Here is a 24,450-nt window from a genome sequence, read left to right on the forward strand (position 1 = left end):
CTGATAACCGTAAGGAAAGGGACATGCAACGTCGTGATTTTTTGAAATACTCTGCTGCGCTGAGCGTGGCGAGTGCACTGCCGCTCTGGAGTCGTTCTTTGCTGGCGGCGGAAAGGCCTGTGCTACCGATTCCCCCGTTACTGAGCGCCGATGCACAAAACCATATTCAACTTACGGTTCAGGCTGGAGCATCAACGTTTGCGGGCAAACAGGCGACAACCTGGGGTTATAACGGCAGCCTGCTGGGGCCCGCGATTCAAATGCGTCAGGGGAAAACCGTTAACGTATCCATTCGCAATGCGCTGGCGGAAGAGACAACCGTACACTGGCACGGTCTGGAAGTACCGGGCGACGTTGACGGCGGGCCGCAGGGCGTGATTAAGCCCGGCGATAGCCGTACGGTCTCGTTTACCCCGGATCAGCCTGCATCAACCTGCTGGTTTCACCCCCATCAACATGGAAAAACCGGCCATCAGGTGGCGATGGGGCTGGCCGGGCTGTTACTGATTGAAGATGATAACAGCCGTAAGCTACGCCTGCCGCAACAGTGGGGCATTGATGATATTCCGGTCATCATGCAGGACAAACGTTTTACCGCTGACGGACAGATTGACTATCAACTGGATGTGATGAGCGCAGCGGTAGGGTGGTTTGGCGATACGTTACTGACGAACGGTGCGGTTTACCCACAGCACGCGGCCCCCCGTGGCTGGCTGCGTTTACGCTTACTCAATGGTTGTAACGCTCGCTCGCTGAACGTTGCCGCCAGCGATAATCGCCCGTTGTACGTTATTGCCAGCGACGGTGGCTTGTTGAATGCGCCAGTGAAAGTCAGCGAGCTGGCAATGTTGCCGGGTGAGCGCTTTGAGGTGCTGGTGGAGACCCGGGATAATAAAGTCTTCGATCTGGTCACGTTGCCCGTACAGCAAATGGGCATGACGGTGGCGCCTTTTGATAAGCCCTATCCGCTGTTGCGTATTCAACCTGTGGTGGTAACGGCATCTGGTATTTTACCCGATACACTGGCGACGCTGCCCGGACTGCCAGCGCTGGATGGATTAACACAGCGGACTTTGCAGCTCTCCATGGATCCCATGCTGGACATGATGGGGATGCAGGCTCTGCAGCAAAAATACGGCGATGCCGCAATGGCGGGGATGGGGATGCAACATGGCAATATGAACCATGGTCAGATGCAGATGAATCATGGTGACATGGGGCAGATGAATCACGGCGATGGCGGGATGGCATTCCATAGCGCCAATCGAATCAACGGCAAGGCGTTCGATATGCAAGTGCCTGCGTTTGCCGCGCAGAAAGATACCTGGGAGCGCTGGGTCATTTCTGGAGAAGGCGACATGATGCTGCATCCGTTCCATATTCACGGCACACAGTTCCGCATTCTGTCAGAAAACGGTAAGCCGCCTGCTGCGCATCGCGCAGGCTGGAAAGATATTGTCAGCGTTGAAGGGGCGAAAAGCGAAGTGTTGGTCCGCTTTGCGCATGATGCGCCGAAGGAGTATGCCTATATGGCACACTGCCATCTGCTTGAGCATGAAGATACGGGCATGATGCTTGGATTTACGGTGTAGGTTTACGGTAAAAAGTGTTACCCATGTTCCCGGTTCATACCGGGAGCAGACATTAAAAAAGGCAACTCGCGTTGCCTTTTTGCTTTTACCTTGTGCAGTCTGAGGGGACGGTGCCTTACTTCTCGTCCGGCAGGGCGTAGGCAACAATATAGTCACCCATCTTCGTACCAAACGAACCGTGACCACCCGCAGAGATGACAACGTACTGCTTGCCATTCACTTCATAGGTCATCGGCGTTGCCTGGCCACCTGCTGGCAAACGGCCCTGCCACAGTTTCTCGCCGTTGCTCATATTGTACGCGCGCAGGTAATTATCTGCGGTTGCAGCAATGAACAGCACATTACCGGCAGTAGAGATTGGGCCGCCTAACATCGGCATCCCCATATTGAACGGCACCGGAACGGGCATCGGGAACGGCATGCTGTCCTGCGGCGTACCAATACGTTTTTTCCACACTACCTGGTTGGTTTTCAAATCCAGCGCGGAAATATAACCCCATGCTGGCTGCTTACACGGCAGGCCAAACGGAGAGAGGAACGGATTCAGGGTTACGCCGAACGGCACGCCATACTGCGGCTGAATCCCCGCCTCTGTACCGCTACCTTTCGCATCTTTCGGCTGCTCCATCGGGTTGCCCGGACCGCGTGGGATCAGTTTAGAGACAAACGGCAGGGCCATCGGGTTGGCGATCGCGACCTGGCGGTTCGGATCAACGGAGATACCCCCCCATTCGAACATCCCCAGGTTACCCGGGAACACCAGTGTGCCTTGCTCAGATGGCGGAGTGAAGATGCCTTCATAGCGCAACTGATGGAACATCACGCGGCAGACCAGTTGGTCGAACATGGTCGCGCCCCACATATCCGCCCCGCTGAGATCTTTCTTCGGACGGAAGCTCAGATCTGAGAACGGCTGAGTTTTGGTGACGTAATCGCCTTTGGCCGCACCCTGCGGAACCGGTTTTTCCGGTGCCGGGACAACCAGCTTACCGTTGCTGCGATCCAGCACGAAGATGTTGCCGGTTTTCGCCGGGGCGTAAATCACCGGAACTGTTTTGCCGTTAACCGTGATGTCTGCCAGCGTCGGCTGGGACGGCATATCCATATCCCACAGATCGTGGTGAACGGTCTGGTAACTCCACGCCAGTTTACCGGTAGTGGCGTTCAGCGCCACGATAGAGCTGGCATAGCGTTCCTGCTCCGGCGTGCGGTAGCCGCCCCAGATATCCGGGGTAGTCACACCCATTGGCAGATAGACCAGGTCCAGCTTCGCATCATAGGCGGCTGGCGCCCACGAGTTGGGCGAGTTGAACGTAAAGCTGTGTTGGTCAGACGGAATAGCGTTGGGATCTTTCGCGCCTGGATCAAAAGCCCAGAGCAACTTGCCGGTATTCACGTCAAAACCACGAATAACACCGGAGGTTTCACGGGTAGAGAAGTTGTCCGTTACCGAACCGGCAATCACAATCACCTTATCGGTGATGATCGGCGGTGAGGTAGGTTCATACAGACCTGGCGTGGTGTCCGGCATATTGGTCTGCAGATTCAGAATACCTTTGTTGGCAAAGGTTTCGCACAGTTTGCCGTTGTCGGCGTTGATGGCAAACAGGCGGCCATCGTTAACCGGCAGCATAATGCGACGCGGGCAATCCGCGACAACATCCGGGCTGGCGTTTTCTGCACGTGCTTCATGATAAGAGACGCCGCGACAAGTGACATGCTGGAAGGACTGGTTGGCGTTTAACTGCGGGTCAAAGTGCCATTTCTCTTTACCGGTCGAGGCGTCCAGAGCGAACAGGCGCTGGTGAGCAGTACACAGATAAAGCGTGTCGCCCACTTTAATCGGCGTCACTTCGTTGGTCAGTTCACCCGGGTCTGTTGGCAGTTTCAGGTCTCCGGTACGAAACACCCAGGCTTCTTTCAGGTTCTTAACGTTATCCGCATTGATCTGCTTGAGCGGTGAAAAACGTTGACCTTCCTGGTTGCGGCCATAAGCTGGCCAGTCGCCGTCAGCAACCTGAGAAATCGGGGCAGCCGGCGTGGCATCCGCATTCAGCGTACCGTTCACTTCTTGCGGGTCATTAAAGCCCGCCCAGGTGAGAATGCCGCCGCTAATCAGCAGCGCAACCACCAGTGCGGCAACCGCACCACCGGAAGGGAAAATCAGTCTGCGCCAGACGAAAGGCAGAATAAGCCAGATACCGAAGAAGACCAGGATATCGCTGCGAGGCGTGAGCGCCCAAAAGTCGAAGCCCACTTCCCACACGCCCCAGATCATGGTCGCCAGCAGCAACGCGGCATACAGCCATAATGCTGACTGCTTACGCCGCCAGAGCAGTGCAGTGACGCCAAGCATTACCACCCCGGCAATAGGGTAGTACCAGGAACCACCAAGAGAGACCAGCCATACTCCGCCGATCAGTAAGTACAGTCCGCAGAATGCTGCGAACAGCGCGGTCAGTATCACAAGGATACCTGAGCGTTGCGTTTTTGTTTCAGCCATAAAAAGACACTCATCAAATTCATTAATGTTTTAGTAGCAACTAATTATAGGATTTAACAAGTGTGATCGTCATCACAAAATGAGCTTTATCGACAGATAAGCATCGGAAATGCGTTTGCTGGTATACTGCACGCCTTGCGCTTCAATAACCAAAGCAAAACGCGGGTTATTGAGTGATTTAGTATTTAAATCATATGGTTATTTAAAATGAAACATATTGTTGAAGTGATGATCCCGGAAGCGGAGATCAAAGCGCGTATCGCCGAATTGGGTCGTCAAATCACAGAACGTTATCAGGACAGTGGCAGTGAAATGGTGCTGGTGGGCCTGCTGCGCGGCTCATTTATGTTCATGGCAGACCTTTGCCGTGAAGTGCAGGTACCGCACGAAGTCGATTTTATGACCGCCTCCAGCTATGGCAGCGGCATGTCTTCGACCCGCGATGTTAAAATCCTCAAAGATCTGGATGAAGATATTCGCGGTAAAGACGTTCTGATCGTTGAAGACATTATCGATTCTGGCAATACACTCTCTAAAGTGCGCGAAATTCTCAGTCTGCGCGAGCCGAAGTCTCTCTCTATTTGCACCCTGCTCGATAAACCGTCGCGCCGAGAAGTGCCGGTTGATGTGGAATTTGTCGGCTTCTCGATCCCTGATGAATTCGTGGTGGGCTACGGTATCGATTATGCGCAACGTTATCGCCACCTGCCGTATGTCGGCAAAGTGGTGATGCTGGACGAGTAAGCATAAAAAAAGCCGGGCTTTAGCCCGGCCTGATGCGTTATCCCGGCTGGCATCATGCTGCCGGGAAGGCAAGATTATCTGTGGTTGATGTGTTTCTTGCTGAGGTTCGAGACGCCCTGACGGTAGCGCTGTTCCAGGCTTTCGCGGTTCGTTGCGGTGACTTCCAGGTCACGCAGTAAACCATCGTGGATGCCATACGCCCAACCGTGAATCGTGACTTTTTGTCCACGTTTCCAGGCAGATTGCATAATGGTGGAGTGACCCAGGTTATACACCTGCTCCATCACGTTCAGCTCGCAAAGGGTATCAAGGCGGCGCTCCTGCGGCATCTCGCCAAGCAACGAACTATGCTTGAACCAGATATCGCGAATGTGCAGCAGCCAGTTGTTAATCAGCCCCAGTTCCGGGTTTTCCACCGCCGCCTGCACACCACCACAGCCGTAGTGGCCGCAGATGATGATATGCTCAACTTCCAGTACATCGACCGCGTACTGAACCACAGAAAGGCAGTTCAGGTCGGTATGAATAACCAGGTTGGCAACGTTACGGTGAACAAACAGTTCGCCTGGCTCAAGGCCGGTAAGGCGTTCTGCGGGAACGCGACTGTCAGAACATCCAATCCATAGAAAACGCGGTTTCTGCGCTTGCGCCAGTTTTTCGAAAAAGCCGGGATCCTCTTCCACCAGCATTTTTGACCATAGTGCATTGTTGCTGATGAGTGTATCTATGTCTTTCATGGAAGTTAACGACCTGTAACCAAATAAGTGCGTTGCGCTAATATAGGTCAACTCCCACGTTTTTTAAACCACACATCGAGTGTAAGAATAAGGTAAGTGAAAATTCATGACCATTGCACTGGAGCTTGAGCAGCTTAAAAAAACCTACCCGGGCGGCGTTCATGCGCTACGTGGTATTGATCTTAAAGTAGAAGCTGGGGATTTTTACGCGTTACTGGGACCAAACGGCGCAGGAAAATCGACCACCATAGGTATCATCAGTTCTCTGGTAAATAAAACGTCCGGACGCGTGAGTGTCTTCGGCTACGACCTGCAAAAAGATATCGTTAACGCCAAACGGCAGCTCGGTCTTGTGCCGCAGGAGTTCAATTTTAACCCGTTTGAAACCGTACAGCAGATTGTGGTTAACCAGGCAGGTTACTACGGCGTTGAGCGTAAAGAGGCGCTGGAGCGTAGCGAAAAATACCTGAACCAGCTCGATCTGTGGGAAAAACGCAACGAACGAGCGCGTATGTTATCGGGCGGGATGAAGCGTCGTTTGATGATTGCTCGCGCCCTGATGCATGAGCCGAAGCTGCTGATCCTTGATGAACCTACGGCCGGGGTGGATATCGAACTGCGTCGTTCTATGTGGGGCTTTCTGAAAGATCTCAACGACAAAGGCACCACCATCATTCTGACTACCCATTATCTGGAAGAGGCCGAGATGCTGTGTCGCAACATCGGCATTATTCAGAGCGGCGAGCTGATTGAAAACACCTCCATGAAGTCATTGTTGGCGAAGCTAAAATCGGAAACCTTTATCCTCGATCTGGCAACGAAAAGCCCATTACCGAAGCTGGAAGGTTACCAGTATCGGCTGGTGGATACGTCGACCCTGGAGGTCGAAGTGTTGCGTGAGCAGGGGATAAATAGCGTGTTCAGCCAGCTTAGCGCGCAGGGCGTACAGGTCTTGAGTATGCGCAACAAGGCTAACCGTCTGGAAGAGCTGTTCGTCACGCTGGTGCATGAGAAAAAAGGAGAGCACGCATGATGCAGCTTTATTGGGTGGCATTGAAAAGTATCTGGCATAAAGAAATTCAACGGTTTATGCGTATTTGGGTACAGACGCTGGTGCCGCCGGTGATTACCATGACCCTCTATTTTATTATCTTTGGTAATTTGATTGGCTCACGTATCGGTGAAATGCACGGCTTTACCTATATGCAATTCATCGTGCCAGGCCTGATCATGATGGCGGTGATCACTAACGCCTATGCAAACGTGGCGTCATCATTTTTCAGCGCCAAGTTTCAACGCAATATTGAAGAGCTGCTGGTCGCCCCGGTGCCCACGCATGTGATTATCGCAGGGTATGTGGGTGGCGGCGTGGCGCGCGGTTTATGTGTCGGGGTGCTGGTGACGGCCGTGTCGCTGTTTTTCGTGCCTTTTCAGGTCCACTCGTGGGTTTTTGTTGCGTTAACGCTGCTGTTGACCGCGGTATTGTTCTCGCTGGCGGGTCTGCTGAATGCCGTTTTTGCGACAACCTTTGATGACATCAGCCTGATCCCAACATTTGTCCTGACACCGCTGACCTATCTCGGTGGGGTGTTCTATTCGCTGACGTTGCTACCGCCTTTCTGGCAGGCGCTGTCTCATCTCAACCCCATTGTTTACATGATTAGCGGTTTCCGCTTTGGTTTCCTCGGTATTACCGATGTGCCGCTTTTCACCACTGTGGCGGTTTTGGCGGTGTTTATCATCGCTTTTTATATATTGTGCTGGTATTTAATTCAGCGCGGACGCGGTCTGCGCAGTTAATCGCCACTTACCCGGCGGCGTTCGTCGCCGGGTTCTCATTGCCCTTTTAATCTATGATATCTGTCACCGACGGCTGATGGTCACCTGGCTAAACTGCAAGTCTGCTAAGGAGATAGGTATGCTGGGATGGGTCATTACGTGCCATGGTGAACTGGCGCAGGAGATGCTGGACAGTCTGGAGAGCCGGTTTGGTCCGCTTAAACAATGTAGAGCGGTCAACTTTCGCCACGGGCTTAGCACCAATATGCTCAGCCGCATGATTTGTGATGCGTTGCATGAAACGGATTCCGGTGATGGCGTGGTTTTTTTGACCGATATTTCCGGGGCCGCGCCTTACCGTGCCGCCTCGCTCATGAGCCACAAGCATGAGCATTGTGAAGTGATATCCGGCGTTGATGCTGAGTTGCTGGAAGCAATGTATCCGCTGCGTGAAGTATGTAGCAGTGCCGATTTTCGTGAGCAGATTGTGGGCGCTGGCGCGCCGGTGGTCAGCAGTCTCTGGCATCAGCAACAGAAAAATCCGCCGTTTGTGTTGTTACATGATTTGTATGAAAAATAAACGTTGGTATTCATTTTTCTTTTTCCTACAATAACCTAAATTATTTTTAGCCTGGTTAGGTGCATGCCTCGTTTTCTCCTCATTCTTTTCTTGCTGGTGTCATGTAGCGTTTCTGCACGTCTCGTTAGTCAAAATCCCGATCCTGCTCGCTATATGCAAATTACGGAAGATGCCGACATATGGGCGCAGATTGGCAACAATGTTATGACTGTTGGCAATATCCGCGCCGGACAAATTCTGGCGGTTGTGCCAGGGGCGGAAGACTATTACGAATTTCGCTTCGGCTTCGGTAAAGCGTGGATAGATAAAGGGCATCTGGGAACGGTTCGTGGCAGTGAGAAGGTTCAGGATAGCCTTGGCGACCTCAATAAGCCCCTGAGTAATCACAATTTGATCACCTGGCGTGATACACCGATGTATAACGAGGCGGACAATACCAGTGAACAATTGGGTATTCTGGCCGGGAATCTGCGCTACCCCATCATCAGCAAGCTGAAAGACAGACTCAACCAGACCTGGTATCAGATTCGCATTGGCGAACGTCTGGCGTGGATCAGTAGCCTGGATGCGCAGGAAGATAACGGTATTCCGGTGCTCACCTACCATCATATTCTGGAAGACGAGGAGAACACGCGGTTTCGTCATACCTCGACGACCACCTCTCTTCGCGCTTTCACCAACCAGATGAGCTGGCTGCATGACCAGGGCTATACCACGTTAAGCATGTATCAACTGGAAGGTTATATACGTAACGCGATGAACCTTCCTGCCCGTTCAGTGGTGATCACCTTTGATGACGGACTGAAATCGGTCAGTCGTTATGCGTATCCGGTGTTAAAGCAGAATGGTTTCAGGGCGACCGCTTTTATTATTTCGTCGCGTATTAAGCGCAAACCGCAGCTCTGGGATCCCAAATCCCTGCAGTTCATGAGCATCTCTGAACTGGAGCAAATTTCTCATGTCTTTGATTTTCAGTCACATACTCATTTCCTGCATCGCACCGATGACGTGGGCCATCCGATACTGCTAAGTCGGAGTTATGACAATATCCTGATGGATTTTAAGCATTCACGCCGCGCGCTTTCGCAGTTCAACCAGCACATCTGGTATCTGGCCTATCCGTTCGGCGGCTATGACGACAAAGCGTTGGCTGCGGCGAAAGATGCCGGTTTCCATCTTGCGTTGACCACGGTGCGAGGGAAGGTAAAGCCTGGGGATAATCCGTACTTACTGAAACGGTTGTATATCTTAAAGACGGATTCGCTGGAGGATATGTCGAGGTTAATAAGCAATCAACCTCAGGGATAAATCAGGCAAAATGGGCTATTTTATTTGCCATTTTTGAACCAGGGCAGTGCTCGTCATCCTCGCGTACGCTCCGGTGACTGCGCGCCGTCCGTGTTCAAACTGTCTGCATCAATAACGCCCATTATGCCTGATTAATGAGTCGGCTATGCCATTCAGGCAACTTGTACCGGAACCGCTTTTGCCGTGCGTTTCATCTCGTTGTCGCCGTCAAAATAGGCGACTTTCGGCTGCCAGCTACGCGCCTGCTCATCCGGCATGGTGACGTAGCTTGCGATAATCAGGATGTCGCCAACGTCAGCACAGTGCGCCGCCGCACCGTTAACTGAAATGATGCGGGAGCCACGTTCACCGGCAATGGCATAGGTGGAAAAGCGTTTACCGTTGGTGACGTTGTAAATATCGATGGCTTCGTATTCCAGGATACCAGCCGCCTCAAGGAAATCCTGGTCAATCGCGCAGGAACCTTCATAGTGCAGGTCGGCCTGTGTCACTTTGACGCGGTGGAGCTTGCCTTGCAGCATCGTGCGAATCATAACTTCTACCTTTAATGGCGTAACGAAATACAGGTATATCGCCGGGTGGCATTTGGCTGCCCGGCCAGACTTTCCCGGCCCGGCGACAGCGCCAGACCAGGCCGATAACAGGCCAGTATTGCCCGTTTTTTAACCCCTGTCTACAGGGGGAGATCAACCACTTTATTGTCGATGAGACGCGCCTGACCCAGCCAGGCTGCCATCAAAATCACCGCGCGTTTGCTGGTCTGCGCAAGCTCCAGAAGCGTGTCTGCATCGCGGATCTGGATGTCATCTGCGCGAAAGCCGCCGTCGTTAAGTTCCTGTTCCGCCAGGGCAATGATCTCTTCGAGATTGCGATCGCCTGCGCTCAGTTTTGCGGCCATCGCGTTCATGGTCTTGCTCAGGGCCGGTGCGATTTTGCGTTGATCGGCGGTGAGATAGCCGTTACGGGAACTGAGCGCCAGACCGTCTTTAGCACGCACGGTCGGAACCCCGACAATCTCAATGTCATAGCCCATATCGGCAACCATTTTGCGAATGAGCTGCAACTGCTGGTAGTCCTTTTCGCCGAAGCAGGCGATATCCGGCTGGACCAGGTTAAAGAGCTTGCTGACAATGGTGGAAACACCACGGAAATGCCCCGGGCGGCTTGCGCCTTCAAGCATGGTGGAGATACCTGGCACATCCACATAGGTTTGCGTGTCCGTGCCCTGCGGATAAATATCATTTGGCGCAGGGGCGAAAACAAAATCCACTTTCCGTTTATTGAGCTTTTCGCAATCTTCCTGCAGGGTGCGCGGGTAGCGAGCCAGATCGTCGGCGCGGTCAAACTGCATGGGGTTGACGAAAATGCTCACCACGACCACATCCGCGCGGGCTTTGGCTTCCTCAACCAGCGTCATATGACCATCGTGCAGGTTGCCCATCGTTGGCACCAGCGCAATGCGTTTGCCTTCCTGACGCGCTCTTCGAATATGCTGGCGCAGTAAAGGCAGGGTTTCGATAATCAACACAACGGCACTCCTTAATGGAAACTGTGTTCTTCGCCCGGATAGACCCCGGACTCAACGTCGGCAACATACTGGCGCACGGCAGCGCGCATGTCGCCTGCCTCGCTCAGAAAGTTTTTTGCAAATTTGGGGATATGACCACCGGTAATGCCGAACGCGTCGTGCATCACCAGAATCTGGCCGTCTGTGACGTTACCTGCGCCGATACCAATGACCGGAATGGTCAGCGCGTCCGTGACACGCTTTGCCAGCTCAACCGGCACACACTCCAGCACCAGCAACTGCGCACCAGCGGCTTCCAGCGCCAGCGCGTCGTCCAGCAGCGTTTGTCCGGCATCGCCGCGCCCCTGAACTTTGTAGCCACCGAAGATATTTACGGACTGCGGCGTTAACCCCAGGTGTCCGCACACCGGTACAGCACGTTCGGTGAGCATTTTCACCGTATCACTCAGCCAGCGACCGCCTTCGATTTTTACCATATTGGCCCCGGCGCGCATCACGGCGGCGGCGTTTTCAAAGGCCTGCTCCGGTGTGGAATACGCCATAAACGGCAGGTCGGCCAGTAGCAAACAATGAGGGGCGCCACGGCGCACCGCGCGCGTGTGATAGGCAATGTCGTCTACCGTCACGGGCAGGGTGGAATCATGACCTTGTACCGTCATCCCTAACGAGTCGCCAACCAACATCACGTTGATGCCTTCTTCGGCGAACAGTTTAGCGAAGCTGTAATCGTAGGCTGTGATGGTAGCGAAGCGTTTTTTTTCCTGTTTGCACTTAAGCAGCCAGGAGATGGTGGTGGGTTTCATAACGTTTCCTGATGGCTAAAAACGAATTCTGGCGCATTCTAACAGCAACATTCAGGTGAACAATGATTTTAGGCAATCGTTTAACACCGATCACATCAGAAGCGCCAGAAAAGCGTTTTACCACAAGGCAGGTTTGTCCGCTGCGCATTCTGTGAGGGCGGCGCTCAGCGTCATACCATCAGGGAATCGCAGGGCAGGGGCAATTTCAAATAACGGCCACAGCATAAAGCCGCGATTTTTCATGTCGTAATGTGGAACGGTGAGACGCGGCGTCTGAATAACCTGAGCGCCAAACAGCATGATATCCAGGTCCAGCGTGCGTGGCCCCCAGCGCTCGGCTTTACGCACGCGCCCCTGCTGCAGTTCAATGCGCTGGGTGTGGTCAAGCAGCGCTTCGGCCTCAAGGGTCGTTTCCAGCGCGACGGCGGCATTGAGATAGTCAGGCTGATCCTGCGGGCCAAGCGGAGGCGTGCGGTAGAACGAGGAGACGGCGACCACGCGGCTTTGCGGGATCTCTCCAATGGCGTCCAGCGCTGCCTTTACCTGCTCCAGAGGCGATGCGAGATTACTGCCGATGGCGATATAGCAAAGGGTCGGGGACATACAGGCTCCTGCGTTTTTCATTCTCTATAGCATCAGGCCTGCGCGTGGCAGGCCTGAAAGGGATAACATTATGCGCTGCCTTCACGGCGCGGCGCGCGTTTGCGCGGGCGGCGATGGCGACGGCGAACGGCGGGTTCATCGCCCAGGTCGTCAAGCATATCTTTCTGCTCCGGCGGTGCGGAAACCTGAAATTCTCCCCACCATTTCACCAGCCGCTGCAGTTCGCCGTTGTTTTCAACCTCGGCACGCAGGGCCAGCAGATCGTAGGCTGCGCGGAATTTCGGATGCTCCATCAGTTTCCACGCGCGTTTACCCTGACGACGGGACATACGCAGTTGTAGCTGCCAGATATCGCGAATCAGCGAGGTGATGCGTTTCGGGATGGCCAGTGAACGGCAGGCTTCATCCAGCACATCGTTCATGGCAAGCGCAAAGGCGTCGTAATATGCCAGACCGCCTTCCTGAGTAATGCGCTGCGCGGTTTCCAGCAGCGGATACCAGAACATAGCTGCAAACAAAAACGCCGGGTTAACCCGCATATCGTTGTGAAGGCGGGTATCGGTGTTTTTCAGCACCTGCGCAATGATGCGTTCCATCGGGCTGTCACCGTTTTCGGTGAAGAAGCGACTGATGGTAGGGAAGAGAGGCTGGAAGAGGTTGTATTCGCGCAGCAGCATGTAGGTATCGAAACCATAGCCCGCTTGCAATAATTTCAGCGACTCTTCAAACAGGCGCGCAGGGGGGACGTCATTAATCAGGGCGGCCAGACGAGGAATCGGTTCGGCCGTTTCAGCGCTGATGTTCATACCCAGCTTGGCGGCGAAACGCACCGCGCGCAGCATACGTACCGGGTCTTCGCGATAGCGGGTTTCCGGGTTGCCAATCAGGCGAATGACGCCCTCATCCAGATCGCGCATGCCGCCGACATAATCACGCACGGTGAAGTCAGCAACGCTGTAATAAAGGCTGTTAATGGTGAAATCGCGACGCTGAGCATCTTCTTCGATAGAACCGAAAATATTGTCGCGCAGCAACATGCCATTCTGGCCACGCTGAGACGTGGTGCGGTCGGCTTCGGTATCTTCGTGATGACCGCGAAAGGTGGCGACTTCAATGATTTCCGGCCCGAACATGACGTGGGCCAGGCGGAAACGGCGACCCACCAGGCGGCAGTTGCGAAATAATTTACGCACCTGGTCCGGCGTGGCGTTCGTCGTGACGTCGAAATCTTTTGGTTTTTTGCCCAGCAATAAATCACGCACGCCACCACCGACGAGATAAGCCTCGTAACCGGCTTTGTTCAGGCGGTAGAGGACTTTGAGCGCATTTTCACTGATATCTTTGCGAGAAATAGCGTGCTGTTCACGCGGGATAACCGTCATCTGAGGTTGTACGCTAGCCTCAACGACCATGCTCTCTTCGCGACTTAGCACCTTACGGCAAAAATTAGCGACTCGGGTAAAAATAGTGCACCTCGGTAGTGTCAAACGTCAGGACAAAAAAATAAGGACAAAAAAATAGCGGCTAATCATAGCTCAGCGCGAGGCGTTTGAGAATGCCGTATTCACATCCACTGCAATGGGCACGTTAGCGAGCGTCCAGTTTGCCACCGCATTTTTCAACAAATCGTCGACGCTGAGATCCTGCCACTCATTTGTTGCGCTCTGGTTTAAGAATTGTAACGCCCTGATTATTATGGGGCGCGGATCGCCACCGGGCAAGGCTGGCGCATGGTTTTGCTTGGAGAGTTTATTCCCTTGCGCATTGAGCGCCAGCGGCAGATGGACATACTGTGGCACTGGCCAGCCAAATTGTCGGTAGAGCGAAATTTGCCTGACCGTAGGTTCAATTAAATCTGCGCCGCGCACAATTTCCGTGATGCCCTGAAAATGGTCGTCAACCACGACGGCGAGGTTATAGGCAAACAGGCCATCCCGGCGGTGGATAATAAAATCCTCGCGCGCCAGTTTTTCATCCGCATAGAGTTCGCCGCGTAGCCTGTCGTGAAAATGGAGCACCGGATGTTGATGCACCAGACGTACAGCCGCATTTTCCGGGCCATTATTAGCGCTACGGCAGTGGCCGTCATAGGTGCCGCCCACGCTCTGAATGCGCGCCCGCGTACAGGTACAGTAGTAACTCAGCCCACGGGTATGAAGCCAGGCCAGCGCGTCGCGGTAGGCCTCATGACGTTGCGATTGCCAGAGTACATCGCCATCCCAGTGCAGGCCGTAATGCTCAAGCTGGCGCAAGATGGTGTCTGCGGCACCGGGAACTTCACGCGGGGGATCAATGTCTTCGATACGCACTCGCCAGGTACCCTGCTGCGCGCGCGCCTGCAGGTAGCTGCCAAGTGCAGCAATGAGCGAGCCAAAATGGAGTTCACCGGACGGTGACGGCGCAAAGCGCCCAATATAGTGAGAGTCAGACATAAAGACAGGAAACGCCGACAATACGGGAAATTTTCCCCGACTATAGCACAGCCTGATTTGAAGGCGCAGGCTGGAATCAGCGCTGCGCCGTCTGAGGGGTTGACCGGCTGTCGGTCAGAGGCGAATTAACCCGCCATCTGTTTTTCGCGAATTTCCGCCAGTGTTTTGCAATCGATGCACAGGTCAGCGGTCGGACGCGCTTCCAGGCGGCGAATGCCGATTTCAACACCGCAGGATTCGCAGTAGCCGAAATCTTCGTCTTCAACTTTTTTCAGCGTTTTCTCGATCTTTTTGATCAGTTTACGCTCGCGGTCACGGTTACGCAGTTCGAGGCTGAACTCTTCTTCCTGTGCGGCACGGTCTACCGGGTCCGGGAAGTTAGCTGCTTCATCCTGCATATGGGTGACGGTGCGATCGACTTCATCCCTGAGTTGATTACGCCACGCTTCAAGAATACGCCTGAAGTGCGCCAGCTGGGCTTCATTCATATACTCTTCGCCCGGTTTCTCTTGATACGGCTCCACCCCAGCGATGGCGAGAATACTCAGGGACGATGTTTTACGGTTTTGCCCTTCTTGCATGTTGCTTCTCCTTAACACGCACTATCGATCCCCGTGTTGGGGGAAAATCAGGCCGCTATAAATAGCAGATGCTTTTCCGGATGGCAAATATCTAAACGTAACACTTGACAAGCCTGTGAGGAAAAGCGTATTTGCGCACGCGACCAGAACACTTATTAGTCAATTTAGTCAATCGCTGCCCTATATCGTGAAAGGCAGCGGCAATCTCAGAGTCATATTTGTAGCAGAAAGTTCCGCTTTTACCGCCAGAATTTCTACTCCCTGACCTTGTGCTTCCTTTAACAATCGTGCGTATTTCTCATCAATATGGCGCGCTGGAGAAAAATGTTCAACGGCTGAATGCAGCACGGCAAACAGAATAACCGCGCGGTCGCCGCTGGCCGCTACGCTCATTAACTCACGCAGATGCTTTTGTCCGCGTAGCGTAACTGCATCAGGGAAAAAACCGCATTCCCGCTCGGCGAGCGTTACTGATTTCACTTCAATATAGCAGTTGCGTCGGCCATCCGCCTGTAACAGAAAATCAATTCTGCTGCCTTCGGCACCATATTTCACTTCATTTTTCAGTGCACTGTAACCCGACAGTCCTGGCAAACGGTTTTGCTGTATTGCTTCTTTCGTTAACGTATTAGCGCGAAGCGTATTAACGCAAATAAAAGCGCCCTGTTGGGTTTGCGTTAATTCCCAGGTATGCGGATATTTGCGTTTAGTATTTTCTGATGTGGAATACCAAACCGTGTCGCCAGGCGTGGCGCAACCGGTCATTGCGCCGGTATTGGGACAATGGATTGTCAATGTTTCGCCTTCTGGCGTGATCACATCGGCAAGAAACCGCTTATAGCGCTGAATAAGCGTGGCGGATCTAAGGGGCGGAGAAAATTCCATGACATATCCTTTTTATGTTTTTAGCGTCCAGCGGTTTAACGCCGTGTAGCGCAGACGTCCTCCGGCAAACTGCGATTCATATAAGACAAATTCTGTTACAGGAAAAGTCCAGTGAAAACCCGGCGGCGGTATCGTGACCGCATGACTGGCATCGCGTAGCAGGGTGATATGAGGATGAAAAGGCGTTGGACTTTGCCAGCATCCGCTGCGTGCAGCCTGAGCGCGCAGCATATCCGCCAGTTGCAACAGCCCGCGTGGCGACTGGCGACAGCCAAGCCAGACGACGCGCGAACGCAACCATTGCCCGGCATCATCGAGTTGTAACGTAAAGCCTGGCTGACGAATGCGACCGGCCAGCGTTTCCAGCGCCCGTTGTTTTTCCGCGCTCACTTCCCCCAAAAACGCCAGTGTCAGATGTAAGTTTGCTGCCGCAACCGGTCGCCCGGCATCCTGCGGGAAATGTTCCGCCCGCCAGCGCACCACCTCCTGTCGGGTGGCGTCGGGCAATTCGATGGCAAAAAACAGCCTTTTCGATTCAGACATGGCAGGCACTCAGTTAGGATTTGTCGCGATGCTACAATGGCAGGAGGATGCTCGCAAATGCTTCGGCGCTCCAAAGCGCCGTAGTTCATGTACAATTGGCCCCCGTCCTTATCAATGTGAATCCTCTGGAGCCTTGAGTGTCCTCACTGCCGGTTGCTGCCGTATTGCCCGACCTTCTCAATGCGTTTCAACACGCTCCCCAGGTACTGCTAACTGCCCCAACTGGCGCGGGGAAGTCAACCTGGCTGCCGCTGCAATTGTTGCAGCAGGGCGGTATTGACGGGCGTATTTTACTGCTTGAACCGCGCAGGCTGGCTGCCCGTAACGTGGCGCAACGGCTGGCGGAGCTGCTTAATGAGCAGCCTGGTGACACGGTCGGCTACCGGATGAGAGCCCAAGCCTGTGTTGGGCCGAATACGCGTCTGGAAGTAGTGACTGAGGGGATCCTGACGCGAATGATCCAGCACGATCCCGAGCTGAACGGCGTTGGTCTGGTGATCCTTGATGAATTCCACGAACGTAGCCTGCAGGCCGATCTGGCGCTGGCGCTATTGCTGGATGTCCAGCAGGGACTGCGTGAGGACCTGAAACTGCTGGTCATGTCAGCCACCCTTGATAACAGCCGCCTGCAGACCCTGTTGCCGGATGCGCCGCTGATTGTTTCCGAGGGGCGTATGCACCCGGTCGAGCGGCGCTATCAGGCCTTAAACAGCCATCAGCGCTTTGACGAAGCGGTCGCGGTGGCAACAGCCGATTTGCTGCGTTCGCAATCGGGGTCGTTGTTACTGTTTTTGCCGGGAGTCGGGGAGATCCAGCGTGTGCAGGAACAACTGGCCAGCCGGGTCGCTGACGATGTATTGCTCTGTCCGCTGTATGGGGCGTTGTCGCTCAATGAACAACGCAAAGCCATTCTTCCGCCGCCTGTCGGGCAACGAAAGGTGGTGCTGGCGACCAATATCGCCGAGACCAGCCTGACCATCGAAGGCATTCGCCTGGTAGTGGACAGCGCCCAGGAGCGGGTGGCCCGTTTCGATTCGCGAACAGGGTTAACACGGCTTGTCACTCAGCGCGTGAGCCAGGCATCGATGACACAGCGTGCCGGACGTGCCGGGCGCCTTGAACCAGGTATCTGTTTGCATTTGATCGGCAAAGAACAGGCTGAAAGGGCGGCGGCACAGAGCGAGCCAGAGATTTTGCAAAGCGATTTGTCTGGCCTGTTGATGGAGTTGTTACAGTGGGGATGCCAGGATCCCGTGCAGCTTACCTGGCTGGATTTACCGCCAGCGACTAACCTTGCCGCAGCGAAGCGGTTGTTGACGCAACTGCGGGCGCTGGAAGGCGAGCGCCTCTCTGCGTTCGGAAAAAAAATGGCATCGCTGGGTAACGATCCGCGCCTGGCCGCGATGTTAGCGAGCGCCAGCGGTGCGGATGAGGTGGCAACGGCGGCGAAGCTGGCTGCCATTCTTGAAGAGCCGCCGCGCGGCGGTGATACCGATTTGAGCGTTGCCTTTTCTCGCAATCAGCCCCAGTGGCAGCAGCGTGCCCGACAGTTGATCCGGCGGTTGAAAAGTGCGGAAGGGGAGCCGGATAGCGATCTGTTGGCGCCGTTGCTTGCCAGTGCTTTTGCCGACCGTATTGCGCGCAGGCGTGGCCAGGACGGGCGTTATCAACTGGCAAACGGAATGGGCGCAATGCTTGACGCGGATAACTCGCTTAATCGCCATGAATGGCTGCTCGCGCCACTGCTGTTACAAGGGAGCCAGTCGCCGGATGCCCGCATTTTGCTGGCGCTGCCGCTGGACATTGATCGGTTAATGGCAGCCTGTCCGCACATTGTTGAGCCGTCTGACTCTGTGGAATGGGATGAAGCGCTGGGAACCTTAAAGGCATTTCGCCGTAGCCGGATTGGTCAATTGACGGTGAAGGTTCAGCCGCTGGCGAAGCTTCCGGAAGAAGAACTACACCAGGCGATGCTCAACGGCATTCGTGATAAAGGGCTGGATGTCCTTAACTGGACGCCGGAGGCGAAACAGCTTCGTCTGCGTTTACATTGCGCGGCGAAATGGCTGCCGGAAGAGGCATGGCCTGCGGTGGATGACGCTTCGCTGCTGGCTTCTCTGGAAAGCTGGCTGTTACCGCAAATGGGGGGCGTACATTCGCTTCGCGCGTTGAAAGCGCTGGATGTGGGCGAAGCATTAAAAGCTTTCTTACCCTGGCCTTTGCGTCAACGTCTGGATAGTGAACTGCCTGGGCATTACACTGTGCCGACGGGAAGTCGGATTGCCATTCGTTATCATGAGGATAATCCGCCTGCTCTGGCGGTGCGTATGCAGGAGATGTTTGGTGAGGCCACAACGCCTGTTATCGCTCAGGGGCGCATTGCGCTGGTACTGGAACTGCTTTCCCCGGCTCAGCGTCCGCTGCAAATTACGCGCGATTTAGCGGCGTTCTGGCAGGGCGCCTACCGTGAAGTGCAAAAAGAGATGAAAGGGCGTTACCCGAAACATGTCTGGCCAGACGATCCGGCAAATGCCGCACCGACGCGGCGCACGAAAAAGTATTCGTAGTTATGGGCGGAGCAGGTTGATGCCCTCACCCCGGCCCTCTCCCACAGGGAGAGGGTGCAGACACTAAGATTTTCTCGTTGAGAAAATCTGCTGTTTATTTTGAGAGATTTCTTCTTCTGCCTGGAGGCGGAAGAACTGAGAATCAGGCCCTTGCGCCTGAATGTTGCGGAGAGAGAGCATGGCGGGGAATGACCGCGAGCCAATTGGACGTAAGAGCAGACCTTCACGTCCGGCAAAAGAGAAAGTAAGTCGTCGTCGAGTCAGAGAAGAGGAATACGACGATTACGAAGATGATGATGGCGATGAGCAGGACTCAGCGCCGCGCAAAGGGAAAGGTAAAGGCGGTAAACCTCGCGGTAAGCGCCGTTGGTTCTGGCTGCTGTTGAAAATTTGTATCGTGGGTGCGGTGCTGCTGGCCATTTATGGCGTGTACCTGGATCAGAAGATCCGCAGCCGTATCGATGGCAAAGTGTGGCAACTGCCGGCTGCCGTCTATGGCCGTATGGTCAACCTTGAGCCGGATATGCCCATCAGCAAAAACGAGATGGTCAAACTGCTGGAAGCCACACAGTACCGTCAGGTGACGAAGATGACGCGTCCTGGCGAGTTTACCGTGCAGGCGAAAAGCATTGAGATGATCCGCCGCCCGTTTGACTTCCCTGACAGCAAAGAAGGGCAGGTCCGGGCTCGTCTGACATTTGATGGCGACCGACTCGATAGCATTGAGAACATGGACAGCAACCGTCAGTTCGGTTTCTTCCGTCTCGATCCGCGTTTGATCACCATGCTTTCCTCGCCTAACGGCGAACAGCGTCTGTTTGTCCCGCGCAGTGGCTTCCCGGATCTGCTGGTGGATACGCTGCTGGCGACCGAAGACCGCCATTTCTACGAGCATGACGGTATCAGTTTTTACTCGATTGGCCGTGCGGTGCTGGCGAACCTGACCGCCGGACGTACGGTGCAGGGGGCGAGTACGCTGACCCAGCAACTGGTAAAAAACCTGTTCCTGAGCAGCGAGCGCTCCTACTGGCGTAAGGCTAACGAAGCTTATATGGCGCTGATCGTCGATGCCCGTTACAGCAAGGATCGTATCCTTGAACTGTACATGAACGAAGTGTACCTCGGGCAGAGCGGTGATAACGAAATCCGTGGTTTCCCGTTGGCAAGCCTTTACTACTTTGGCCGTCCGGTGGAAGAACTGAGTCTCGACCAGCAGGCGATGTTGGTCGGGATGGTGAAAGGGGCGTCAATCTACAACCCGTGGCGTAACCCAAAACTGGCCCTGGAGCGACGTAACCTTGTCCTGCGCCTGATGCAAGAGCAGAAGGTGATTGACCAGGAGCTTTACGACATGCTCAGCGCCCGTCCGCTTGGCGTGCAGCCGCGCGGTGGCGTGATTTCGCCGCAGCCTGCGTTTATGCAGATGGTCCGTCAGGAGCTTCAGGCTAAACTCGGCGATGACAAAGTGAAGGACTTGTCGGGCGTGAAGATTTTCACCACCTTTGATTCTGTTGCGCAGGACGCGGCAGAAAAAGCGGCGGTGGAAGGTATTCCGGCCTTGATCAAGCAGCGTAAACTGGACGATCTGGAAACTGCGATGGTGGTTGTGGATCGCTTCAGTGGCGAAGTCCGTGCAATGGTCGGCGGGGCGACGCCGCAATTTGCGGGCTATAACCGTGCAATGCAGGCGCGCCGCTCTATCGGCTCGTTGGCAAAACCGGCGACCTACCTGACAGCGCTAAGCCAGCCGGATAAATTCCGTCTGAACACCTCCATTGCCGATGCGCCGATTTCACTGCGTCTGTCCAATGGTCAGGTCTGGGCACCGCAAAACGACGACCACCGGTTTAGCGGTCAGGTGATGCTGGTGGATGCGTTAACGCGCTCCATGAACGTGCCGACAGTTAACCTCGGGATGGCAATGGGGCTGCCTGCGGTGACCGATACCTGGTTGAAATTAGGTGCGCCTAAAGATCAGTTAACGGCTAACCCGTCCATGCTGTTGGGGGCGCTCAACCTGACGCCGATTGAAGTTGCGCAAGCGTTCCAGACCATCGCCAGCGGCGGTAATCGCGCAACGTTGTCTGCGCTGCGTTCAGTCATTGCAGAAGATGGTACGGTGCTGTACCAGAGTTATCCGCAGTCTGAGCGTGCGGTGCCTGCACAAGCGGCCTATTTGACCCTGTGGACTATGCAACAGGTTATTCAGCGCGGTACCGGGCGCCAGCTCGGCGCGAAATATCCGGGGCTGCATTTGGCAGGGAAAACCGGTACCACCAACAACAACGTCGATACCTGGTTTGCCGGGATTGACGGGCGTGAAGTGACGATTACCTGGGTTGGGCGTGATAATAACCAGCCGACTAAGCTGTATGGTGCGAGCGGGGCGATGGCTATCTATCAGCGCTATCTGGCAAACCAGTCGCCAATTCCGCTGGATCTGACGCCGCCGGAAGATATCACCACCATGAGCGTGGATGACATGGGCAACTTCATTTGCGGCGGTGGCGGTGTGCGTTCACTGCCGGTCTGGACGACCAGCCCGGAAACGCTGTGCCAGCAAAATCCGATGATGCAGCAGCCGCAGCAGGGTAATCCGTTCGATCAGTCAACTCCGCCGCCGCAACAGCAGCAGCCTCAGCAACAGCCACCGCAGCAGCAAGAGAAGAGCGACGGTGTCGCAGGCTGGATTAAAGATATGTTCGGTAGTAACTAATGCTCAAACCCCCAGTCGCCCGGCTGGGGGTTTTTGATTTTGGCATGGCTGGAACATCTCTTTAACCTCGTTTTAAATCCTTTTTAATTCCTTCTTAACGCCATCCTTTTTACCTGGTTGTTTATTAATCCCTCACACCGCGCAGGGCCGCTTAGCGCTTGCTATGCGGTCGGCGCTTCGCATATTATGCTGCCGTCATAATAATAATTATCGTTTACGTTATCATTCACTCATTGTCAGAGAACAAACAATGGCGCGTCTAAAAACTGCTCAGCCAGTCAACACCTCACTGCGTAAACTCGCAGTAGTTGTAGCCACAGCGGTTAGCGGCATGTCTGTCTATGCACAGGCTGCAACGACCCAACCTGAAGAAACCGTTACCGTAACCTCCAGCAGCACGGCGGGGCAGGAAAATGCCTGGGGCCCGGCGGCAACGATTGCCGCGCGCCACTCTGCGACGGGGACCAAAACCGACACCCCGATTGAGAAAACCCCGCAGTCGATCTCCGTGGTAACCAGCGAAGAGATGGCCCTGCATCAGCCTAAGTCCGTGAAGGAAGCGCTGAGTTACACGCCGGGTGTCGCCGTGGGGACGCGTGGCGCATCCAACACCTATGACTATCTTGTTATTCGTGGTTTTGCCGCAGATGGTCAGAGCCAGAATAACTACCTCGACGGTATGAAGATGCAGGGCAACTTCTATAACGACGCGGTGATTGATCCTTACATGCTCGAACGTGCTGAAATCCTGCGCGGTCCGGCTTCTGTGTTGTACGGTAAGAGCAGCCCGGGTGGGTTACTGAACATGGTCAGCAAACGTCCGACAACGACGCCGCTGTACGAAGTGCAGTTCAAGATGGGCACCGATAACCTGTACCAGACAGGTTTTGATTTTAGCGACGCGCTGGATGACGACGGCGTTTATTCTTATCGTTTGACCGGTCTGGCGCGCTCCGCTAGCGCCCAACAGGAAGGGGCAAAAGAGCAGCGCTACACCATTGCGCCGTCTTTCAGTTGGCGTCCTGATGACAAAACGAACTTCACATTCCTCTCTTATTTCCAGAACGAACCGGATACCGGTTACTACGGCTGGTTACCCAAAGAGGGAACCGTTCAGCCGCTGCCAAATGGCTCCCGTCTGCCGACCGACTTCAACGAAGGCGCGAAGAACAACACCTATTCCCGTAATGAGAAAATGGTGGGTTACAGCTTCGAACATGGCTTCAACGATACCTTCACGCTGCGCCAGAACCTGCGTTACGCGGAAAACAAAGTCGCGCAGAATAGCGTCTATGGTTACGGTATGTGTTCTGATCCGCTATATACCAAAGATTCAGATGCGCTTAAGGCAAGCCCTTGTGCGAAAATCCCACAATCTGAATGGGGTCATGCTTTGACCCGTCAGTATGTGATTGACCGCGAAAAACTGCAGACCTTCACTGTCGATACCCAACTGCAGAGCAAATTTGCTACCGGTGCTATTGATCATACCCTGCTGACGGGTGTCGATTTTATGCGTATGCGCAACGATATTGACTCTTATTTTGGCTACGCCGGTTCTGTCACCCCGTCTGATATCTACAATCTTGACCGGAGCGATTTTGATTTCGGTGCGCATGATGGACCGTCTGGCCCTTACCGTGTACTGCTCAAACAGAAACAGACCGGTGTTTATGCTCAGGATCAGGCGCAGTGGGATAAGGTATTAGTGACCCTGGGTGGCCGCTATGACTGGGCGAAGCAGGATTCCCTGAACCGTGACTATGGCACTCATCCCGAGCGCGACGATAACCAATTCACCTGGCGCGGTGGCGTTAACTACCTGTTCGACAATGGTGTAACACCATACTTTAGCTATAGCGAATCCTTCGAACCGGCATCCACGACGGGTGCAGATGGTGCTATCTTTGCTCCGTCTAAAGGCAAGCAGTACGAAGCGGGCGTGAAATACGTACCGAAAGATCGTCCGATTGTCCTGACCGGTGCGCTATACCAACTGACCAAAACCAACAACCTGATGCCCGATCCGACTCCGGGTTCAAACTGGTCCATTCAAGGCGGCGAAATCCGTGCGCGCGGTGTTGAGCTTGAAGCGAAAGCGGCGCTTTCTGCCAGCGTCAATGTGGTTGGTTCTTATACCTATACCGACGCTGAGTACACTACCGATACCAAATACAAAGGCAACACGCCTGCCCAGGTGCCAAAACACATGGCATCCCTGTGGGGCGATTACACCATCTTTGATGGCGCGCTCTCTGGTCTGACGCTGGGTACCGGCGCTCGCTTTACCGGTTCCAGCCAGGGCGATCCGGCGAACTCTTTCAAAGTGGGGAGCTACACGTTAGTTGACGCACTGGTGCGTTACGATCTGGCGCGTGTAGGCCTGGCGGGCTCTAATGTGGCGTTACACGTGAACAACCTGTTCGATCGCGAGTATGTCGCAAGCTGCTTTAATACCTATGGTTGCTTCTGGGGGGCTGAGCGCCAGGTGGTGGCGACAGCAACCTTCCGCTTCTAATCTCTCTTCGGGCACGGTTCGCCGTGCCCTT

20 protein-coding genes are annotated in these 24,450 nt (G+C 54.4%); 9 read left to right on the forward strand and 11 right to left on the reverse strand.

Features of this window, described 5'->3' with window-relative positions; translation table 11 throughout:
- Positions 1-23 precede the first annotated feature (23 nt).
- Positions 24-1,592: a multicopper oxidase CueO gene (gene cueO, locus IP582_RS03965; protein ID WP_193795143.1), complete on the forward strand. Its 1,569-nt coding sequence runs from the start codon at positions 24-26 to the stop codon at positions 1,590-1,592.
- 115 nt (positions 1,593-1,707) lie between these two features.
- Here the strand turns inward: cueO and IP582_RS03970 are convergent, their stop codons facing one another.
- A complete protein-coding gene (locus IP582_RS03970) occupies positions 1,708-4,095 on the reverse strand; it encodes a glucose/quinate/shikimate family membrane-bound PQQ-dependent dehydrogenase (RefSeq protein ID WP_039078399.1) in 2,388 nt (795 codons plus the stop codon).
- Positions 4,096-4,302: 207 nt separating this feature from the next.
- On the opposite strand from IP582_RS03970, the gene hpt reads away from it, so the two are divergent.
- On the forward strand, positions 4,303-4,839 hold the full coding sequence (gene hpt, locus IP582_RS03975; RefSeq protein WP_039078400.1) for a hypoxanthine phosphoribosyltransferase: 537 nt from the start codon (positions 4,303-4,305) through the stop codon (positions 4,837-4,839).
- Positions 4,840-4,913: 74 nt separating this feature from the next.
- On the opposite strand, the gene can is transcribed toward hpt, so the two are convergent.
- Positions 4,914-5,576, reverse strand: a complete 663-nt coding sequence (gene can, locus IP582_RS03980) for a carbonate dehydratase (RefSeq protein ID WP_039078401.1) — start codon at positions 5,574-5,576, stop codon at positions 4,914-4,916.
- Positions 5,577-5,682: 106 nt separating this feature from the next.
- Between can and IP582_RS03985 the strand changes: the two genes are divergently transcribed.
- The 4 genes from IP582_RS03985 to IP582_RS04000 all read left to right on the forward strand — a co-directional run bounded on the left by IP582_RS03985 (position 5,683) and on the right by IP582_RS04000 (position 9,243).
- Positions 5,683-6,609: an ABC transporter ATP-binding protein gene (locus IP582_RS03985; RefSeq protein WP_039078402.1), complete on the forward strand. Its 927-nt coding sequence runs from the start codon at positions 5,683-5,685 to the stop codon at positions 6,607-6,609.
- Entirely contained in the window at positions 6,606-7,376 is a 771-nt protein-coding gene (locus IP582_RS03990) for an ABC transporter permease (protein ID WP_039078403.1), read from the forward strand. The genes IP582_RS03985 and IP582_RS03990 overlap by 4 nt, the downstream gene beginning before the upstream one ends.
- A 118-nt stretch (positions 7,377-7,494) precedes the next feature.
- Positions 7,495-7,935 carry a PTS sugar transporter subunit IIA gene (locus IP582_RS03995; protein ID WP_039078404.1) on the forward strand — a complete coding sequence of 147 codons (441 nt, stop codon included), beginning with the start codon at positions 7,495-7,497 and terminating at the stop codon, positions 7,933-7,935.
- A 63-nt stretch (positions 7,936-7,998) separates the two neighbouring features.
- Positions 7,999-9,243, forward strand: a complete 1,245-nt coding sequence (locus IP582_RS04000) for a polysaccharide deacetylase family protein (RefSeq protein WP_193795144.1) — start codon at positions 7,999-8,001, stop codon at positions 9,241-9,243.
- 152 nt (positions 9,244-9,395) lie between these two features.
- Here IP582_RS04000 and panD read toward each other — a convergent pair whose 3' ends face one another.
- The 9 genes from panD to thpR all read right to left on the reverse strand — a co-directional run bounded on the left by panD (position 9,396) and on the right by thpR (position 16,618).
- The gene (panD, locus tag IP582_RS04005) at positions 9,396-9,776 is read right to left on the reverse strand and encodes an aspartate 1-decarboxylase (protein ID WP_039078406.1); all 381 of its coding nucleotides are present in this window, start codon (positions 9,774-9,776) and stop codon (positions 9,396-9,398) included.
- Between the two features lie 140 nt (positions 9,777-9,916).
- Positions 9,917-10,771, reverse strand: coding sequence for a pantoate--beta-alanine ligase (panC, locus tag IP582_RS04010; RefSeq protein WP_193795145.1), 855 nt, complete (start codon positions 10,769-10,771; stop codon positions 9,917-9,919).
- 11 nt (positions 10,772-10,782) lie between these two features.
- A complete protein-coding gene (gene panB / locus IP582_RS04015; protein WP_107224038.1) occupies positions 10,783-11,574 on the reverse strand; it encodes a 3-methyl-2-oxobutanoate hydroxymethyltransferase in 792 nt (263 codons plus the stop codon).
- Positions 11,575-11,691: 117 nt separating this feature from the next.
- The gene (gene folK / locus IP582_RS04020; RefSeq protein ID WP_193795146.1) at positions 11,692-12,177 is read right to left on the reverse strand and encodes a 2-amino-4-hydroxy-6-hydroxymethyldihydropteridine diphosphokinase; all 486 of its coding nucleotides are present in this window, start codon (positions 12,175-12,177) and stop codon (positions 11,692-11,694) included.
- A 68-nt stretch (positions 12,178-12,245) separates the two neighbouring features.
- Positions 12,246-13,643 (reverse strand): polynucleotide adenylyltransferase PcnB, encoded by a 1,398-nt coding sequence (gene pcnB / locus IP582_RS04025; protein ID WP_222557120.1) that lies wholly within the window; start codon positions 13,641-13,643, stop codon positions 12,246-12,248.
- Positions 13,644-13,712: 69 nt separating this feature from the next.
- Entirely contained in the window at positions 13,713-14,609 is an 897-nt protein-coding gene (gene gluQRS / locus IP582_RS04030; protein WP_193796180.1) for a tRNA glutamyl-Q(34) synthetase GluQRS, read from the reverse strand.
- Positions 14,610-14,734: 125 nt separating this feature from the next.
- Positions 14,735-15,190, reverse strand: a complete 456-nt coding sequence (dksA, locus tag IP582_RS04035; RefSeq protein ID WP_001155227.1) for an RNA polymerase-binding protein DksA — start codon at positions 15,188-15,190, stop codon at positions 14,735-14,737.
- A gap of 180 nt (positions 15,191-15,370) precedes the next feature.
- Positions 15,371-16,075 (reverse strand): DNA/RNA nuclease SfsA, encoded by a 705-nt coding sequence (gene sfsA / locus IP582_RS04040; protein WP_193795147.1) that lies wholly within the window; start codon positions 16,073-16,075, stop codon positions 15,371-15,373.
- A 12-nt stretch (positions 16,076-16,087) separates the two neighbouring features.
- Entirely contained in the window at positions 16,088-16,618 is a 531-nt protein-coding gene (gene thpR, locus IP582_RS04045) for an RNA 2',3'-cyclic phosphodiesterase (protein WP_039078413.1), read from the reverse strand.
- A 137-nt stretch (positions 16,619-16,755) separates the two neighbouring features.
- Here thpR and hrpB point away from each other — a divergent pair, with 137 nt between their 5' ends.
- The 3 genes from hrpB to fhuA all read left to right on the forward strand — a co-directional run bounded on the left by hrpB (position 16,756) and on the right by fhuA (position 24,419).
- Positions 16,756-19,185, forward strand: a complete 2,430-nt coding sequence (hrpB, locus tag IP582_RS04050) for an ATP-dependent helicase HrpB (RefSeq protein WP_193795148.1) — start codon at positions 16,756-16,758, stop codon at positions 19,183-19,185.
- A 178-nt stretch (positions 19,186-19,363) separates the two neighbouring features.
- Positions 19,364-21,901 (forward strand): bifunctional glycosyl transferase/transpeptidase, encoded by a 2,538-nt coding sequence (gene mrcB / locus IP582_RS04055; RefSeq protein ID WP_039078415.1) that lies wholly within the window; start codon positions 19,364-19,366, stop codon positions 21,899-21,901.
- A gap of 250 nt (positions 21,902-22,151) precedes the next feature.
- On the forward strand, positions 22,152-24,419 hold the full coding sequence (gene fhuA, locus IP582_RS04060) for a ferrichrome porin FhuA (RefSeq protein WP_193795149.1): 2,268 nt from the start codon (positions 22,152-22,154) through the stop codon (positions 24,417-24,419).
- Positions 24,420-24,450: the final 31 nt, after the last annotated feature.

This window comes from Citrobacter sp. BDA59-3 (genome assembly GCF_015167655.1).
In the GTDB taxonomy this organism is placed as follows: domain Bacteria; phylum Pseudomonadota; class Gammaproteobacteria; order Enterobacterales; family Enterobacteriaceae; genus Phytobacter; species Phytobacter diazotrophicus.

Coding starts and splice junctions, on each gene's coding strand:
- panD (WP_039078406.1), bottom strand. CDS start 9,776: ATGATTCGCACGATGCTGCAAGGCAAGCTCCACCGCGTCAAAGTGACA.
- thpR (WP_039078413.1), bottom strand. CDS start 16,618: ATGTCTGAATCGAAAAGGCTGTTTTTTGCCATCGAATTGCCCGACGCC.
- IP582_RS04000 (WP_193795144.1), top strand. CDS start 7,999: ATGCCTCGTTTTCTCCTCATTCTTTTCTTGCTGGTGTCATGTAGCGTT.
- fhuA (WP_193795149.1), top strand. CDS start 22,152: ATGGCGCGTCTAAAAACTGCTCAGCCAGTCAACACCTCACTGCGTAAA.
- IP582_RS03990 (WP_039078403.1), top strand. CDS start 6,606: ATGATGCAGCTTTATTGGGTGGCATTGAAAAGTATCTGGCATAAAGAA.
- dksA (WP_001155227.1), bottom strand. CDS start 15,190: ATGCAAGAAGGGCAAAACCGTAAAACATCGTCCCTGAGTATTCTCGCC.
- IP582_RS03970 (WP_039078399.1), bottom strand. CDS start 4,095: ATGGCTGAAACAAAAACGCAACGCTCAGGTATCCTTGTGATACTGACC.
- panB (WP_107224038.1), bottom strand. CDS start 11,574: ATGAAACCCACCACCATCTCCTGGCTGCTTAAGTGCAAACAGGAAAAA.
- IP582_RS03985 (WP_039078402.1), top strand. CDS start 5,683: ATGACCATTGCACTGGAGCTTGAGCAGCTTAAAAAAACCTACCCGGGC.
- IP582_RS03995 (WP_039078404.1), top strand. CDS start 7,495: ATGCTGGGATGGGTCATTACGTGCCATGGTGAACTGGCGCAGGAGATG.
- mrcB (WP_039078415.1), top strand. CDS start 19,364: ATGGCGGGGAATGACCGCGAGCCAATTGGACGTAAGAGCAGACCTTCA.
- gluQRS (WP_193796180.1), bottom strand. CDS start 14,609: ATGTCTGACTCTCACTATATTGGGCGCTTTGCGCCGTCACCGTCCGGT.
- cueO (WP_193795143.1), top strand. CDS start 24: ATGCAACGTCGTGATTTTTTGAAATACTCTGCTGCGCTGAGCGTGGCG.
- hpt (WP_039078400.1), top strand. CDS start 4,303: ATGAAACATATTGTTGAAGTGATGATCCCGGAAGCGGAGATCAAAGCG.
- sfsA (WP_193795147.1), bottom strand. CDS start 16,075: ATGGAATTTTCTCCGCCCCTTAGATCCGCCACGCTTATTCAGCGCTAT.
- can (WP_039078401.1), bottom strand. CDS start 5,576: ATGAAAGACATAGATACACTCATCAGCAACAATGCACTATGGTCAAAA.
- folK (WP_193795146.1), bottom strand. CDS start 12,177: ATGTCCCCGACCCTTTGCTATATCGCCATCGGCAGTAATCTCGCATCG.